Here is a 15943-nt window from a genome sequence, read left to right as displayed (position 1 = left end):
TCGGCGGCGAGGTGGACCTTGCTGGTCTGGCCGCCGCGCGAGCGCCCGAGCAGTGCGGCCTTCAGCCGGAGCCGGTGTCGGCGCCGGATGCGGCGTCGCTCTTCCCGGTCGGGATCGGTTTCGGGGGATCGCCCGTCTTGTCCTTCCGGATCACCCCCTTTTGCCGGGCCTTGTTCTCCTCGGCGGCGGCCTTCTCCAGGGCGGCGAGAGCATCCTCACCAAGACGCATCCCGGCGGCGTCATGGTGGGCGCGGGCGGTCGTGGAGTCCACGCTGACCAGCGACAAGTCCACCTCACCGCGGTTCGCGGCTTCGGCGATCAGACCCTCCAACAGGGCCTCGAAGACGCCGGCGTCCCGCCACTGCCGGAAGCGGTTGTGGACGGTGGGCCAGGCACCAAACTCCTGCGGCATCTCCCGCCACTGCCCGCCGGTCCGAAACCGCCACATCACGCCCTCGAACTGCTGCCGCAGCCGCTCGGGGTACGGACCGTACGCGCCGATCGGCAGGTACGGCTCGATGAACACCCATTCCTCGTCCGTCAGTTGCGCCCGCGTCATGAGTGACGATCTACCAGATCGCGTCACAGGGCACGGGCGAGTCGCACAAATTGATCACAACCGGATACACGCCCTAGCTGGTCAGGGCGGGTTGACGTGGTTTCAGGTTCACTTGTTCGGTCGTTGCCTGGTTGTTCGTGGGACGGACTTTCATCCGTTCTCAAGAGGCATCAGCTGCCCATCTGCAACGCTATTTTGATCAGCCTCTTGAATTGTCTCGCTACCTAGCAGCGGAACGCCTGATCGTCGATTCTGGATTGAACGCTGACCAACGTGCCGAAGTGCTTATGTCGGTGCTTCAAGCGATGGTGGCTGCGCCTGGTCAGGCGCAGCCGGGGGCGGCTACCGAACCCGCTCAAGCGGGAACACCTCAACCGTAGTGGGCGGGGAGTCGAGGGGAACGGCCAAGCCGATGGCAATGCCTCGACTACCGTTCTGCGGTGCACGTTGTACTTACGGACTGAGAGCTTGACGGATCGCGAAAAGTCCACTTTGAACGTCGGATGCCAGGCTGCGCTTCCCGCTCTTACTGCCGACGTCGGCGACCTACAGCTCGATTCGAAGCTGATGTGGGTGCGGGCAGCCACATATGGCCGCAACCGCTGCGGTGGCCGCCACCTTAAAGCCGTTGTCGTTCCGATCTTGAGGGCTGTGCGTCGAACGGGAGTCTCGATCGGGTGATCGCTGCTGGCCGCAGGTATGAAGGCAGGGCCTCTTGGTAGCTCGGGGTTGCGAAGCCAACCGAGATCCAGGAGACCCTGTTGCGTCAGTTCTACGTGCTTGCGCCGGTGGAGTTCAACTCGGTGTCTCCGTCGTGTGATTGTGTCGCTCACCGGTTCGGAAACGCAGCCGATCACCCGGAACGTCCTCGGCGGTATCCGTCGGACATGACGGATGCGGAGTGAGAGTCGGTCCGGCCGCTGTTGCCGGTGCCAGCCGGGATGTTGAGGAGGCCCGGCATTGCGGCCTCCAGCAGGTCGGGGGCGAGGGCGGCGAGCTGCGGGTAGAAGTCGTCGCGCATGACGAGGATCACGCTCAGGGCTCCGTGCGAGGTGATCGCGGCCGTGAGCCGGTCCGCGGCGGCGAGGTTGCCTTCCTGCGGGGTGAGGAGCTCCTCGAACTGGTCGATGACGAGTACGACCCGCTGGTATTCGGGCTGTGCCCTGAGCATGCGGGTCACAGGCTCGGCGATCCCGTCGGTGGTGGCCCCGGGCAGCCCTGCGCGCTCGATTTCTGCACAAAGGTCCTGACCTGGTCGAACCCGTACGGGCAGCCACCGGTCGCTGCCCGCCACTTCACCCGCAGCCAGCGCAGGCAGGACCCCGGCCTGGATCAAGGAGGACTTACCCGAGCCGGACGGGCCCAGCAGCAGAACCACACGCCGCTGCTCGTCCAGATGCGCGAGAACCTGGCTCACGGCGTCCTGCCGGCCCTCGAACCACTGGGCCTGGTCCGCGGTGAACGGCTCCACCCCCGGTAAGGGCATACATCCTGAACGGCCAGGACAGGCCAGATCGCTCGAAGCACCTGAACGGGGGTGACCTAGGCGATGCCCTGACCCTTCCCGTACACATCGGGGCTGGTGATCTCGGTGAGCATACCGATGACCAGACCGGTCACCTCGTCGACGACCGGGCCGCCACTGAAACCCGTGGTCAGGTCGTTGGCGCCCGTCAGCTGGAGGTGTTGACCCGATGCTCGGTCGCAGGCAGAAGGTCACCAGCCGTCGCGTACCCGAAATGCCCGCCCTCCGGAGCCTGTCCGGGAAAGCCAAACGAGCGCACCTCGTGCCCCCTGGAGCCTGCCGCGGAACCCAGCGCCGGTACGTGCGTGCCGGGCACGGCGACACCCAGGCGCACCATCGCGACGTCTTCAGCCTTGGGTTCCCGCCATGGCTCTTCCAGGACGATCCCCTCGACGACGCCTGCTCCGTCAGCGTTCGGGAAGACCAGCCATACGCTGTGCCCGGGCCCGCTGCCGGCAGCGCGGACGACGTGCGCGCAGGTGACGAGGATGTCCTCAGCGACCAGGAAACCGGCCCCGCACGCCTCATCGTTCTGTCCGAGGACCTGGGCCACGGCTCTGAGAGGGTGTTCGATACTGTTTTAGGCTGCCGCGAGGGGTTTCGGGCGGAGGTATTGCCCGGTTCTGTCCGGGGTGACGGTCAGGCGTGTGGTCATGGAGTTGACCATGGCCCAGTGGATCATCGAGCGTGACCGGTCGGGTAACTCCTCGTAGTCTCGATGGAGGCGCCGGTAGCGGGACATGATTCCGAAGGTCTGCTCGACGCGCCAGCGGATCGGCTGGACGACGAAGCCTTTCTGTTCTTTGTCGCGGGCGACGACCTCGACGTCGATGCCGAGGTCGGCACCGTGTCGGACGACACCGTTGTTGTAGCCGGCGTCAACCCAGGTTTTCGTCACGGTAGGCCACTTGGCGGCGAGGCTGTCCAGGATCTGCTTGCCCCCGGCGGAGTCCTGGACGCCCGCGGCGGTGACGATCAGGACGAGAAGGAGACCGAGGGTGTCGGTGGCGATGTGCCGCTTGCGTCCTTTGATCTTCTTGCCTCCGTCGAAGCCCTGCGATTCTTCAGGGGCGTTCGGGGATGCCTTCACCGACTGGGCGTCGACAATCGCCGCAGTGGGCAGGATTCTGCGGCCCTTCTTCGCCCGTAGTAGGTCACGGAGCGTGTCGTGGATCTCCTCGGTCGTGCCGTCTCGCTCCCACTCCTTGAAGTATCCGTAGACCGTGGTGTGGGGCGGGAAATCGTGCGGGAGGTAGCGCCAGGCGATACCGGTCCGGGCGACGTAGAGAACCGCGTTGACCACGTCACGCAGGCTCGTCACCGGCTCCCGCCCCTCACCGCGCGAGGCCCGCCATTTCAGGAGCATCGGCTTGATGAGCTCCCACTGATCGTCCTTCAGGTCCGAGGGGTATCCGCGTCGTTCGGTCACAGTCGACGAATACCGCCCCCAGCCCCCCGCCGCTACGAGATCATTGAAACAAGTCCGCACTGCCACAGCAGAAGCCGGACAGTTGGGGGGAATCTCCTATCGAACACCCTCTGAGCATATCCACGGGTTCAGCCGTCCTTCTTTTGGCAGTTCATGGTGCCCTTCACGTGGCGTCGGCACTGCCTTCGTGACCCTCGCCGGGCGCCTCGAGGCCTTCGCCTCGTTGGAGGACCACGGCGTTCGCGGGGAAGCCGATCAGGCGGCTGATTCGTAGACGACGGTGGTGGTCGGGCAGTCCTCGGCAAGGCCAAGGAGCGCCTGCCGCTCCGCCTCGTCGACGGCCAGGTCCCAACGGAGTTTCGTCCCCACCCACGTTGCGGCGTAGGTGCAGTGGTAGGAGCCGTCCGTGGGCATCCATTCCGCCGGGTCCTTGTCCGCCTTGCTGCGGTTGGAGGCGGCCGAGACCGCGATCAGGGTGTCCGGGGACGCCTGATCGTTGGCGTACGCCTCACGCCGGGCAGCGTCCCACGCGAAACCGCCGGAATCGTGGACCTCGGCCAGCGGGACAAAGTGGTCGACGTCGAGGCGGGCGGCGTCGGTCACGACCACGTCGTCGTACGGGCTGCGCCAGCTGCCGCCGGTCAGCTTGCAGCCCGCCGCGACCTGCGGCGCCTCAACGGCCTCGGACAGGACGACTTCTTTACGGGTGTCACAGCCGTCGCCGGCGTTGAGGCCCTTGTTCCAGTGCTTGTACAGGGTGCGCACGTAGCCCTCGCGCTGCTCTTCGTCCACCGTAAGCTGGTCGATCGCCTCGAACAGCGGCCACGGCACCCGAACACCCCTGGTGCCCGGCGCCGCGGGTGCTGCGGCGGCACCCTGGACCGGGGCGGCGTGCGACGGGCGCAGAGGCAAGGACGGGCAGGACGGCGAGGGCGAGTGCGGGCAGACCGCCACGCAGCAGATTTTTGATCACGGACCAGGGTTGTAGCTGGCCCCGGCGTCACCGGGACAGGGGCTCGCCAGGAACTCACCCGGGTGGGTGGGCGAGTTCACTGCCGAAACGACACTGCGCCGCCCGGCGACGACGGGCCGTGCCGCTCACCCGGCAGCGGTGGCGGGGCCTTCGCCGAAGAGGCCACGTCCGCGGCGGTGACATCGGTGAGCAGTCGTGTGATGCGCAGCGGGTGGCGGTGGACGCCGCCCCGGTCGATGGCGGTGTCCGCGCTGATCTCGGCAACAAGGTCAGGCGGACCAGGTTAGCCTCGAGTGGTTTCGTGCTGCCCCACGCGGAGGAGAACCGCATCCCCGTCCACGGTTCCCGGGGCCGGCGGCCGTGAGGCGCCCGGCGAGCTGCGAGGTTGCGTCCGCGGGCACAGGTACGGTGCGGCCCACGAGACGGAAGCGGCCGCGGGTGTCGTAGCGGCCCAGGAGCAGGAGCTGCGGGCGCGTCTGGGTGCCCGTGACTACGCCGGTGATCGCTTCGGTGGTGTCGCTTCGGCACTGGTGAAGTAGCGGTATTGCTTACCTGCGCAATTCCTCGTGGCGGTGGTCACGCACGCCTTGTCCTGCTTGCGGTGCGAGCGTGGCCCTAGACGTGCCCGGGACGCACGGCTTGGTGCCCCTCTCGCGGCGATGCCCCCGGCGCATCGCAGAGGCCGAGACATCGGGTTGGGGGATGCTTGCCCGCACGTTCACAAGTGACCACCCGACGGCCCTTGGCATCCTTACCCGCTATGGGCGACGCGTACTCGAGTGTCACAAGCCTGCGAGAGCGAACAGTTGGTGCATGTCTGCGGGCGGCAGGTTGGGGTTTGCGGCTGCGGTGGCCGCGACAGATTCGGACGGATCGGCCAGCAGCCGTGTCAGGTCCTCGGCCGGGAGCCGGGGATGGGTCGCGATGGTGCGGCGCACGGTGTGGTCGGGATCGGCTGCAAGGCGACGCGCGGATTCCACGGGCAAGTCGGGGTCGCGCGGGGCCAGCTGCCTCATTCTCGGGTCGGGGTCTGTGGCAAGGCGTCGAAGTACGTCTGCAGGAAGGGGGAATTCGTCGGCCGGACGCCATCGGACCCTCTTGGCCGGGCGGTAGGTTCGGTCGATGCGCTCGGCGGTGTCGGGATCGATCTGGTCTCGGGCCTGCAGGGCCATCGTCGTGCGGACGCTGCTTTCCTCGTCGTCGAGCAGTTGGGCGACAAGCGGTGCCGGGAGGTGGTCGGACATCGCTGCCGAGGCGCGGAAGCAGATGTATGGCGAGTCCACGTATGGCAGGGGGTCCGCTGTCACCCACGGCAGGCGCAGTGCCCGAAGCTCCGCGCGGGCTATCTCGCCCATGAGTTCCCGTTCGAGTCTGTCGTCGTCCAGGTCTTGGTGGTTCGCGAGCCAGTCCAGCGGGGGCACGTCGGACAGGATCTGTGACGTACACTGCGCCGTCCACCACCGCCGGAGACGAGAGCCTCGGCATGTTCGGGCTCGACGATCAGGCCGCCGTGACCGCGACCGAGATCCGGGCGCGCGTCGGCTCCCGCTCACTTCTCGTCGAAGGTGATTTCCTCGGCCTGGCGGGTCATCTTCACGGTCTGGCCGTTGGTGATCTCGACAATGTTGTGCATGCCGGTGAACTGCTTCGGATTTCCCTGGATGTAGAACTTGTCCGAGTTTCCGGCGAGGAAAGCAGGGAAGCAGGCCAGAGAGGGATCCGCCGGGTTGAGGTCCAGGTAGTCCTTCAGCCGACGGAACAGCTTCGGGAGGATCACGGGCCCGGTTTCGGCCGTGAGCGAGTCCATCCCGGTGACCTTCGCCCCCTCGGTGGTCGCGTCCTTGGCCCATACGCCCTTCCTCGCGTTCCTAGCCTCCCTGGCGGCGACGGTCAGGGAGGCGCGCAGGTGGTCGGGGAAGGCGGCGTAGTAGGTCGGGTAGGCCAGGCCGAGGTCGATCATGTGGTAGTTCGCGGTCTTCTTCAACAGGTCCTCGTCGACTTCGGTTTCGTAGCCGTTGAAGACCGGGGGGAATGTCTTGCTGACCAGGGCCACGCACCGGCCGAAGATGTCCGCGCCGCGGGTGAGGATGAAGCCGGGCACGGCGTCCGGGGTGGTGCTCTTGACGAATTCGCCGTCGCGGACAACGTTGGTGAAGCCGAGCGAGGCCAGTAGCTCGTCACGTGCCTGATGCGCCAGGTTCAGCGGCTGGTGCTGCACGCCTGAGGGGGAATCCTTGTCCCCGTAGTGGGTCTCCAGCGCGTCGATGGCTTCCAGCCGGATCGGGGCGCGGCCGTCGCCCTTCGGCAGGACCCTGTTAACCCCGGGCACGAGCTTCCAGTCAGCCACGTTGTCCGGGAGGAAGAGGATGGTGTCACCATCCGGTGCGGAGAACGCCGCCCGGAAGGTTCCTTTGATCAGCAGCATGGACGTGGCGGACATGGCACTCCCACAGACATCGGACAGGGTCGGCGCGCGCCTCCCCACTATACGTCACCTTTGGTTACATATAGTGCATATCCGGCGAATCTACGGGCATGCCCGAGCAGGGTGCGACCGGGCGAGGGTCTGCACACAATGCACCCCGTGAAGGACACGGACCAGTAATTCGTAACCGGCGCGTCCGTCGATTTCCGCCCTCGGAGGCATGTTCCTACTCATGATCTTCCTCGACTTCATCTTCGAGGACCGTGACATCACGAGCTGAGCTGGGACGCGAGCTCCATCACCGGAGCAGCCTTCATCCGCGTGGTCAACCAGGCCGACGGCCAGGAGCTCGCGCTGCGACCTGAGTGAGGACACCTCGACGGAGACCGCGATGGTCTTCGGTGAGCTGTACCGCAACGGCGCGGAGTGGAAGTTCCGCGCCATCGGCCAGGGCTACGCCTCGGACCTGCGCGGCATCGCGCAGGACTTCGGCGTCAACGTCGAACCGACTGCTCTCCCTCGTCCGGCGCCGCACAGTCTCCAGTGCGGCGCCGGACGCGCTCACCACCACCGGAGCCGACTTCGACCTCGAGGCCAGCACCCTGCTGTGCGCGAGCGGGCGGGTGCTCGGCGACGAGCACTTCGTCTTCTACAACAACCTCAAGAGCCCCGAGGGCTCAGTCGAGCACACCGGTGACAACCTCACCGGTGAGGGCGAGGGCGGCGACGAGTCGCTCATCGTCGACCTGACGAAGGTGCCGGCCGCCTGCGACAAGATCGTCTTCCCGGTCTCGATCCACGAGGCGGACGTGCGGGCCAGACGTTAGGCCAGGTCAGCAATGCCTTCATCCCTGTGGTCAACCAGGCCCACGGCCAGGAGCCCGCGCGTTACGACCTGAGCGAGGACGCCTCGACCGAGACCGCGATGGTCTTCGCCGAGCTGTACCGCAACGGTGGCGAGTGGAAGTTCCGTGCGGTCGGACAGGGGTACGCATCGGGGCTGCGAGGTATCGCCCTAGACTTTCGAATCAACCGGACCAACTACCTTTTCAGGAAAGACGGTTCGTGTGAACGGGCCCTCTCGGCCTAGCCGGCAAGCATTCGGCCGAGAGAGCCCCGCTGGAACCACCCGTATCCATCGAGTCGGACAGAAGGGTTCCCATGAGTGAGTCTAGGGAAGGCCGCAAGCCAGTGTCCCCCCGCCTTCTGAGACAGTGGTTGCCCATGTTGGCAAGCGGCGCTCGCAAACTCGGCGACGGCGCTCTGCGTGGGGTCGGATATGCGGCCGGGACTACAGGCTTCGGCCTGGTGGTCATCTGGTGGCAGAGCCGTCACTGAACTCGAAGTATCACTGCCGATCCGGGCCACGGAGCCAGGCCTCGTCATGGGGTTGCACTCACGGAGACTTCCACTGGGCCAACCTCGCCGGCCCGGATCTGCTGATCCTTGACTGGGAGGGCCACAAGAGAGGCACGACTGGTGGAGGACGCCATACAGTGGAGCACGGCCGGGTGGCCCCGCCGGCGCTCCGCCGTTCCGGTGCCGACAGCGTCAAGCCAGGGACACTCCTCGGCCAGCGAAGAACTCGGCGAACTTGGCCACGGGCAGGCTCGCGGTGCGGGCGTGCGCGATGTGGCCGGACTGGTTGCGAAAGTGCACCATGTCGCCTTGGCGGCCGATGACGAGCACGAGGTGCCCGCCCCTGCCGGGGGCAGAGTTCTCGGTGCGGCGGATCTCTTTGTGGACGGAGGCCATAACCAACCGGCCGGAGTCGAGCAGGGCGAGGAGGTCGGGCACCGTCAGGTGCGGGTGCACCTCTGCCGCCAAGGCGTGGACGTCTCCTACGTACTGGGCGATTGGGGCGTAGATCAGGCCGTGGATGGCTCCGGGGTCCGGATCTTCGGTGGAGGGGCCCCGTACTTGCGGGCGCCGTCGAGGAGGTCGAACAGGGTGGGTGCGTCGCCGTTGCGGGCGAGGCGTGCCATGCGTAGGCAGGCGATGCCGCACATGTGGCCGTACCACCGGCGGTACGTGTCAAGGTCGGGGGCTCCGGACTCGGCCCAGCGGGGATCGGCTCCGCATCGCGGCCCTCATAGACGACCGCAGCGATCAGGTCCGGGCTAGCGTACTGCGTGACGGTGGGGAACGGGAGGTCAGACACGTGCGGGTTCCTTCCGGTGGGCGGCCTGGCTGATCAGCCGGTGGAAGGTGGAGAGGTCCACGCCGCCGCCGGAGATCACCACACCGATCGTGCCCGATTCGTGGGGGACGTGGCCGCTGAGGACGGCGGCCAGGGCGCAGGCGCCGCTCGGTTCGGTGACGACGTTCAGGGGCCGGAAGGCGAACGCCATGGCGGCGGATGAAGGTGAAGATGCGCTGGCCTGCGCCCCGCCCAGCGGCACCCCGGGCGCCTGATCGTGGGCCCGACCCACGATCACCGCTTCGCCCTCCGTCCGTGCACGCGCAGCTCCTGGGCAAGCGCCCAGGCGTCGACCCCACGCTGTTCGTCCAGCGCGCCTGGTACATCGGCCAAGGTCAGAGCGATGCTGGGCATGTCCGACCCGGACCACGTGGAGCGGGGGCACGTCAGGACCTCCGCGCCGAAGCGGTCTCACCGAACGGCGACCGGAACAAGCGGAGCGGTTACTTGTCGGCATTGGCGACGGATGCCAGGGCCTCCTTCGCGGCCGTCGTCGCACCCTGCACTATCGTCGCGGAGGCGGGTGGGGCCGCGCCCACGAAACCCGTGCCGTTGTAGTTGAGCCGGACCACGGCGTTGCCCGTACGTACCACGAACTCCGCGTCCCGGTACAGGTCGCCGTCTCTGGTCAAGTCGCTGCTGACGACCGTCGCCTGGTCTCCGACGTCGGACACCGATTCGGTTCTGACGTTTCCTGCGCCTTCGCCCCCCTGGGCGTTGGCGACCAACTCTGCGTACGCCTCTTGGGCCTGCTTCTTGCCGCTGCCCAGAGCGGAGTCCGAGTCGTACCGCCAAAGGGACACGTCGAGCCAGCGGTACTGGGAACCCTGGACGGGATCGTCCTCCAGACCGTTCCAGAAGCAGACGGTCGTGTCGGTTTCCTCGATGACGGTTCCGTCCTTCTTGCTCACGTTGGGCACCAGCCGCTCGATCGTCGCCCGCGAGATCGTCTTGCACGGCTCGGGCAGCTTGACGACATTCGCGGGTCCGGCCTTCGGGGTCTCGACCCCGCTCGGTGAGGAGTCCGGAGAGCTCGTGCGTGCGATCCCGGGGGTCCTGTCGTCGCTGCTGTCGGAATCGGCGCCACTCCAAAGGCTCGCAGTCACCGGAATCGCCGCGGCCGCAAGGGCGAGTCCGAATGCGAGCGCCAGCCATCGGCGACGGCCCGATGGGGGCTCAGGCCCGCGCACCGGTTCCGAGGCATCCAGTGGGCCGGCAAGTGGACCGTTGCGCACGAGGTGAACCGGTCCGACCAGCTGTTCTGCCGCGTCGGACGCACTGCGGTCCGGAGAATGCGAGGACCCTGGCGGGACCCATTCGGGCTCTTCCCCAGCTGGTGCGGGCGCGCGGTGCACTTCGGATGCCGACGCCGGGGCGGTCTGGACGACCGGCAGTTGGTGGGCATGGGATGCCTTCGGCGGTGCGGGTGGCAGGGCGTCGGTCGCCGGCTGGTCGCCGGCAGGCGGTGTGAGGGGCTTCTTCGGCAGTGTCGGAGCCGGGGTCTGCAGCAGGGAGCTGGAAGTGCGTTCCTCGACGAGCCGGGCGATCCGGTCGGGCAGCCAGCAGTGTTCGGGGAGCGGCAGCGTGACGGCGGTCTCCGCACGGCCGTCTCCGCCGTCTGCGGTCGTCAGCCGGTGAAGCAGGTCGTCCACGGTGGGGCGATCGTCGGGTTGTTTGGCCAGACAGGCGGTTACCACGGGGCGCAGTTCGGCCGGGAGCCGGTCCAAATCAGGCTGTTCGTACACGGCGCGGAAATGCAGTGCATGTGGGGTGCCGGTACCGAACGGGCCGACTCCGGTGGCGGTGTATGACAAGAGGGCGCCGAGGGAGAAGACGTCGCTGGCAGGTCCGACCGGCCGGCCGGTGAGTTGTTCAGGCGACATGAAGCCTGGGGTTCCGATCACCGTGCCGGTGCTGGTCAGCGCGCTGGCCTCGCTAGCCACGGAGATGCCGAAGTCGATTACTCTCGGGCCGTCGGCGGCGAGGAGCACGTTGGTGGGCTTGAGGTCCCGGTGGATGACCCCGGCGGCATGAATCGCCTCCAGGCCCTCGACCAGGCCGGCCCCCAGGGCGACTACGGACTGGGCCGGCCAAGGGCCATGAGCGCTGATCGCCTCGCCCAGGGAGAGACCGGGTACGTAGACGGTGGCCAGCCAGGCCGGCGAGCCGTCCGCGTCAGCGTCGACGACACCTGCGGTGAAGGCCCCGTTGACCCGCCGCGCCGCGGTCACCTCGCGGGCGAAACGGCGCCGGAAGTCACGGTCTGTGGCCAGCTCTGGGCGCACCACCTTCACCGCGACCGGGCGCCCGCCGGGCGAACGCGCCAAGTACACCTGGCCCATGCCCCCGGCGCCCAGCCGTGCCACGATCCGGTAGCGCCCCACCATCCGGGGGTCCTCCGGCCTCAGGGCCTCTAACGATCCCACCCTCTGCCCCCTACCCCGCGGCCCGAGAGGACCACTGTCGAGATAATTGCACCATTTCGGCCATCCTCATCTGACCCTAACGACAGACAAACAGCGGCGAACTGCGCACAAACTGCTCCGCGCGCGCCAACAAGTCCTCGCCTGGCTCCCGGGCTGGGACCAAGGCACCGAGTTCAACGGCGGCGGCAGAACGTTCCTGCTCTCCCCCGATCTCGCGGCCGCCATCGTCACCGGGGACAAGCCCGTTGACGTCCCCCTGGCCGCCGCCGAGGTCCACGCGCTCGCGGGGGTCATCTGGACCTGCGTTCACCGGGACGTGACTGCTGGACTACGAAGCCGACCGGGCAACCCGAAAACCTTGCACCGCCCACGAGCTCCGCCAGCACATCGCTACCGGCCGCGTCCCGTCGCAGCCAGTCCGCGGAGCGCCCGTTGGGGCGGGTGGTCGGCGTCTGCCTCCCCCAGGACCAGGACCTCGCTCTTGACCCGCGCCCGGCGGTCGACGTTCCCCTCGTTGCCGTGGAGGTGGGGATGGATCCGCCAGTGCGAGTCCGCCGGACCCTCAGGTTCTACGAAGCCGAGGCTCCGGATGCACTTCAAATCAAGAGCGGGCGGGTCAACTGGCCAGCCTGAAGAGCGTTGCAGATGGCTTGCTGAGGGGCATTCTCCAAGCCGTCGCGCGCCGGGCGTCCCGTATCAGGGTCTTGAGCTGCCCCTGCCCAGCGGCGGGGGAAGATCTACCCAATCACGAGGTGGCCGGTCGGCGTCGCGAGCGCCGGGCTGGACGAGCTGGTCTTCACCGAGCAGGTCCCGGCAATGATGAGACGCAGGCCGCGCAGCGCAGGTAGAGGAGAACGACACAGGCCGGGCCTGCCCATGGCCGCCCGACCGGCAACGCCACTTACCGCATCCTCGCCGCCGACGAAGCCCAACGGACTCACCCGGTAGGACCCGGCGTCCTCGAGGGCGAAGACCACGGCCGCTGGATCCAACGGCAGTCCCGCAACTGGAAGCCGCTGACAGCCGAGCACCGGCTCGCCCGTCTCGGTGTCCATGAGGCCGAACTGCCTGCATTGGGCCTGGGCGGCGGCGTCCGCGGACCGGGCCGCCCTGGCGCAGAGGACCGAACGGGAAGGCGTCGGCAAGCCCATCGTCCCCCGCGCGCGTCGAGCCCGTCACGCTCGGCGCCGAAGACCAGGTCGCGGCAGGCACGGGATTCGACTCCGCCGGGCGCCACCGTGCCCGGCGGCCCCGGCGCCGGGCACGGTGGCGATGCGGGGGCAGGGCGCGTTCGGTAGACTCGACTTTCGGAGCGAGATGGTCGATGGACTGCGCACGGCTACCGTCCCAGGCCCCGCCATCAGAACCTACCGGGCGACCATCTCCCCTTCCGGTCACCCCCAGGGTGTCCGCCCCGGGGCCCCACCACGGATCACGTGCACGCCTACGCCTGCCGCGAACCGGACCGGTGCCACTGCTTCCCAGCCCACCGAGGAGCAGCCATGCGCATGCCCTCCCCCTCAACGTCCCGATGCTCACGCCGGATCGCGATCGGAGCGGCCGGCGCCGCCCTGGCCGGCCTCGTGCTGGCACCAGCGGCACTGGCCGCCTCCCCACCCGCCGCCGACACCGCCGGAGCAACCGCGGTCGCGCTGGACCGGCGGAAGGCGCCGCAGCCGTATGTGTTCAGCTACCCCTACAACAACCACCTGTCGCTAAGGGCTTGCAGATCATCAAGGTGTTGCTTCCGCTTCTGACGCTCGTTGGTGTGGTATGCGCATCCCGGACGAGATCCGTGAACAACTCTCCGCGAAGTTCACGGTGTTGTTCCCACATCTGGACGAGCGGCAGCGGCGGCTGCTGACGGGGACCGAGGCCCGGCTGCTGGGGCATGGAGGGATCCGCGCTGTCGCCTGGGCGGCCCAGGTCAGTGAGACGACGGTCCGCAATGGCGTGTTCGAGCTGGAATCCGGCGAGGAGCCGCTGGGACGGGTCCGGCGTCCCGGCGGAGGGCGCAAACGGGTCGCCGAACTGGATCCGGGGGTGCGGCCGGCACTGCTGGCGCTGGTCGAGCCCGATGAGAGGGGCGACCCGATGTCGCCGCTGCGGTGGACGGTGAAATCGACCCGTACGCTCGCGGCGGAGCTGGCCCGGGCCGGGCACCGGATCAGCGCCGATACCGTGGGCGACCTGTTGCGGGAGGAAAGCTTCAGCCTGCAGGCGAACGCAAAGACGCTCGAGGGCAGTCAGCACCCGGACCGGGACGCCCAGTTCCGCTACCTCAACGAGCAGGCCCGCGAGCACCGGGACACCGGGCAGCCGGTGATCAGCGTGGACACCAAGAAGAAGGAACTCGTCGGCGAGTTCAAGAACAGCGGCCGCCAGTGGCGTCCCGCTGGCGAGCCTCCCGACATCGCCTTCTGGGCGACACCCCGGTGGCGCCAGGAGCCACTGTTCATCGCAGCTCGGGACATGTCGCGCGTCACCGTGCCCGACGTCACGCCGATCGATTGCGCCTTCACCGCCTACGTCGCCACACAGGCCGAGGCCAGCGCCGAGACCCAAGGCTGGTCACCAGCCTTGCGCGAGCGCGTGCAGAACAGCCTGTACCTACTGACCGCCGTCCACGGTCCGCACGAGACAATCAAGGCCAGCACCGTTGCCACGCTGCCGCGTCAGCAAAACCGACGTGCCGTCATCCGGGTCACCGAAGTCCTTGCCCACCTCGCTCTCCTCGACGACGACCGCATCGACCCCCTTGACGCGTGGATCGACCGCCGACTGGCCAGCGTGCACCCGGAGATCCGCGAAGAAGCCCTCGTGTGGATCCGCATCGTCCGTCACGGCGGACCTCGCCGCCGTCCCCGCTCGACTACCACGGTCCGAAACCAGACCAGCTCAGCGATCCCGTTCCTTCTTGCCTGCTCGCAGCGCTACCGCACTCTTCGCCAGGTCAGCCGTGCTGACGTCACCGAGTGGCTCGCCCAATGCGCGGCACCGCACACCGAAGCCGTCGCGCTGCGCGACATGTTCAAGACCCTCAAGAGCGAACGGCTGTTGTTCGCCAACCCCGCACGCGGCGTGAGCCTGGGATCCCGGCCCAGCTCGGTGCCCACGCCGCTGAGCCCCGAAACGATCCAGCGTCTGAGCGCAGCCGCCGAGACCAACCCCGCCCTGAAGCTGCTGATCGCCCTCATCGGCATCCATGCGCTCTACCCGCACCAGGCCCGAGCGCTGCCCCTGACCGCCATCGACTTCACCCGCGGCCGGCTCACGCTCGGCGACATCGATCACCCCCTCGACGCCTTCACCCAGCAGGCCGCCGTCGACTACATCAACCTTCGGCACCACCGCTGGCCACATACCCGCAACCCTCACCTGTTCATCAGCTCGCAGACCGCGCACACCCGCGCCCCGGTCACGATCGGCTGGATGCAGCCTCTGCTGCGCGGCCTCCCGGTCACCGCCCAACGACTCCGCGAGGATCGGATCCTCGAAGAGGCCGCCGTCACCGGCGCCGACCCGCAACACCTGTGCGCGGTATTCAACATCTCCCCCGACACCGGACTGCGCTACACCCGGACATTCCTCCCCGACCCCTTGCCCGACCGAGACCAAGAGGACACGCCGTAACCGGCAACCGCCCCGACTGCGTGCCCGCCACCGCCCCTCTCGCTCCGGCGCCCGAGCACTCGCTCACTCGGACACCGAAACGTCATGCACTTCGACACCGTGGCTTTGTACACGAGAACGGGAGTCGTTTGTCGATGAGCGCGGGAGGCACCCCGATGGCGGCCAATTCGATGTTCACGAGTTCGGGAGGCACCCGCCGCTGACCCGATGGGTACATGTACCGGTGTGTGCCCAGACTCCAGTGGCCGAGAGTCGTGAACCGTGCCGCCGACATCGTCACCAGCTACGACCGGGTCGGAGGCTGCACCCTCAGGCAGGCGTACTACCGGCTCGTCGCGGAGATGCTGATCCCGCACACCGCGCCGACGTACCGGCGTCTGTCCTCCCGTCTCGCCGAGGCCCGCCGAGAGGAGTGGTTCCCCGACCTCATCGACCCGTTGCGTGAGGTCCACGTCTCGCCAGCCTGGCCGGACGCCCGGTGCGTTCCTCCGGGCCTTCCCCTTGCTAACCAACAGTGATCAATGTATCACTGATCGTGACAGTGATCAGCTAGTCGGAAGGAGTTAGGGCATGGACGAGAAGACACAGAAGGTGGTCAACATGATCGTCATTAAGGTCAGGGATTACATGACGCTTGACGGCATGTCGCGGAAGGACGCCGTTGCAAAGGCCACGGCGGAGGTTCCTGGCGGCAAGGATGTGTCCCCGATGCTGATTGAGGCACAAACTGGTCGTCTTTGAAGATACGGAGGCGGAGTGGCCACAGCGATGTG

12 protein-coding genes and 6 pseudogenes are annotated in these 15943 nt (G+C 67.6%); 6 read left to right on the top strand and 12 right to left on the bottom strand.

What is annotated here, in order from left to right:
- The 7 genes and pseudogenes from AB0M76_RS37165 to AB0M76_RS37135 all read right to left on the bottom strand — a co-directional run.
- A pseudogene (locus tag AB0M76_RS37165) lies at positions 1-559 on the bottom strand (transposase); the annotation flags it as partial.
- An 853-nt stretch (positions 560-1412) separates the two neighbouring features.
- Complete coding sequence (locus AB0M76_RS37160) at positions 1413-2045, bottom strand: ATP-binding protein (protein WP_365957156.1); 633 nt, start codon at positions 2043-2045, stop codon at positions 1413-1415.
- 187 nt (positions 2046-2232) lie between these two features.
- A complete protein-coding gene (locus tag AB0M76_RS37155; RefSeq protein ID WP_365957155.1) occupies positions 2233-2637 on the bottom strand; it encodes a trypsin-like peptidase domain-containing protein in 405 nt (134 codons plus the stop codon).
- Between the two features lie 27 nt (positions 2638-2664).
- Entirely contained in the window at positions 2665-3513 is an 849-nt protein-coding gene (locus tag AB0M76_RS37150) for an IS5 family transposase (RefSeq protein WP_365957154.1), read from the bottom strand.
- A gap of 255 nt (positions 3514-3768) precedes the next feature.
- Complete coding sequence (locus tag AB0M76_RS37145) at positions 3769-4344, bottom strand: HNH endonuclease family protein (RefSeq protein WP_365957153.1); 576 nt, start codon at positions 4342-4344, stop codon at positions 3769-3771.
- A 924-nt stretch (positions 4345-5268) separates the two neighbouring features.
- Positions 5269-5907: a hypothetical protein gene (locus tag AB0M76_RS37140; protein ID WP_365957152.1), complete on the bottom strand. Its 639-nt coding sequence runs from the start codon at positions 5905-5907 to the stop codon at positions 5269-5271.
- 128 nt (positions 5908-6035) lie between these two features.
- Entirely contained in the window at positions 6036-6926 is an 891-nt protein-coding gene (locus AB0M76_RS37135; protein WP_365957151.1) for a nuclease, read from the bottom strand.
- 168 nt (positions 6927-7094) lie between these two features.
- Between AB0M76_RS37135 and AB0M76_RS37130 the strand changes: the two are divergent.
- The 3 pseudogenes from AB0M76_RS37130 to AB0M76_RS37120 all read left to right on the top strand — a co-directional run.
- A pseudogene (locus tag AB0M76_RS37130) lies at positions 7095-7182 on the top strand (DUF475 domain-containing protein); the annotation flags it as partial.
- Positions 7183-7220: 38 nt separating this feature from the next.
- A pseudogene (locus AB0M76_RS37125) lies at positions 7221-7413 on the top strand (TerD family protein); the annotation flags it as partial.
- A gap of 7 nt (positions 7414-7420) precedes the next feature.
- Positions 7421-8001: pseudogene (locus AB0M76_RS37120) on the top strand (TerD family protein).
- A 461-nt stretch (positions 8002-8462) separates the two neighbouring features.
- Here the strand turns inward: AB0M76_RS37120 and AB0M76_RS37115 are convergent.
- From AB0M76_RS37115 to AB0M76_RS37095, 5 genes and pseudogenes are all read right to left on the bottom strand, one after another.
- On the bottom strand, positions 8463-8738 hold the full coding sequence (locus tag AB0M76_RS37115) for a hypothetical protein (protein ID WP_365957150.1): 276 nt from the start codon (positions 8736-8738) through the stop codon (positions 8463-8465).
- A 326-nt stretch (positions 8739-9064) separates the two neighbouring features.
- A complete protein-coding gene (locus AB0M76_RS37110) occupies positions 9065-9262 on the bottom strand; it encodes a hypothetical protein (RefSeq protein WP_365957149.1) in 198 nt (65 codons plus the stop codon).
- Between the two features lie 292 nt (positions 9263-9554).
- Entirely contained in the window at positions 9555-11498 is a 1944-nt protein-coding gene (locus AB0M76_RS37105; RefSeq protein WP_365957148.1) for a protein kinase, read from the bottom strand.
- A 449-nt stretch (positions 11499-11947) separates the two neighbouring features.
- A pseudogene (locus tag AB0M76_RS37100) lies at positions 11948-12089 on the bottom strand (spore photoproduct lyase family protein); the annotation flags it as partial.
- 185 nt (positions 12090-12274) lie between these two features.
- Positions 12275-12592, bottom strand: a complete 318-nt coding sequence (locus AB0M76_RS37095) for a hypothetical protein (protein ID WP_365957147.1) — start codon at positions 12590-12592, stop codon at positions 12275-12277.
- A gap of 718 nt (positions 12593-13310) precedes the next feature.
- Between AB0M76_RS37095 and AB0M76_RS37090 the strand changes: the two are divergent.
- The 3 genes and pseudogenes from AB0M76_RS37090 to AB0M76_RS37080 form a co-directional block, all read left to right on the top strand.
- A pseudogene (locus AB0M76_RS37090) lies at positions 13311-13943 on the top strand (ISAzo13 family transposase); the annotation flags it as partial.
- 1481 nt (positions 13944-15424) lie between these two features.
- On the top strand, positions 15425-15688 hold the full coding sequence (locus tag AB0M76_RS37085) for a hypothetical protein (RefSeq protein ID WP_365957146.1): 264 nt from the start codon (positions 15425-15427) through the stop codon (positions 15686-15688).
- A gap of 52 nt (positions 15689-15740) precedes the next feature.
- Positions 15741-15911, top strand: a complete 171-nt coding sequence (locus tag AB0M76_RS37080; protein ID WP_365957145.1) for a hypothetical protein — start codon at positions 15741-15743, stop codon at positions 15909-15911.
- Positions 15912-15943 lie beyond the last annotated feature (32 nt).

It is taken from the genome of Streptomyces sp. NPDC051364, from assembly GCF_040682115.1.
GTDB lineage: Bacteria > Actinomycetota > Actinomycetes > Streptomycetales > Streptomycetaceae > Streptomyces.
Note: the sequence above shows the minus strand (reverse complement) of the source record. Positions and strands in the feature narration are given on the sequence as shown.

Bases quoted from the DNA above. Each gene is read 5' to 3' on its own strand.
- AB0M76_RS37105 (WP_365957148.1), bottom strand. From the start codon at position 11,498: ATGGTGGGGCGCTACCGGATCGTGGCACGGCTGGGCGCCGGGGGCATG.
- AB0M76_RS37095 (WP_365957147.1), bottom strand. From the start codon at position 12,592: ATGGACACCGAGACGGGCGAGCCGGTGCTCGGCTGTCAGCGGCTTCCA.
- AB0M76_RS37160 (WP_365957156.1), bottom strand. From the start codon at position 2,045: ATGCCCTTACCGGGGGTGGAGCCGTTCACCGCGGACCAGGCCCAGTGG.
- AB0M76_RS37080 (WP_365957145.1), top strand. From the start codon at position 15,741: ATGGACGAGAAGACACAGAAGGTGGTCAACATGATCGTCATTAAGGTC.
- AB0M76_RS37110 (WP_365957149.1), bottom strand. From the start codon at position 9,262: ATGGCGTTCGCCTTCCGGCCCCTGAACGTCGTCACCGAACCGAGCGGC.
- AB0M76_RS37135 (WP_365957151.1), bottom strand. From the start codon at position 6,926: ATGTCCGCCACGTCCATGCTGCTGATCAAAGGAACCTTCCGGGCGGCG.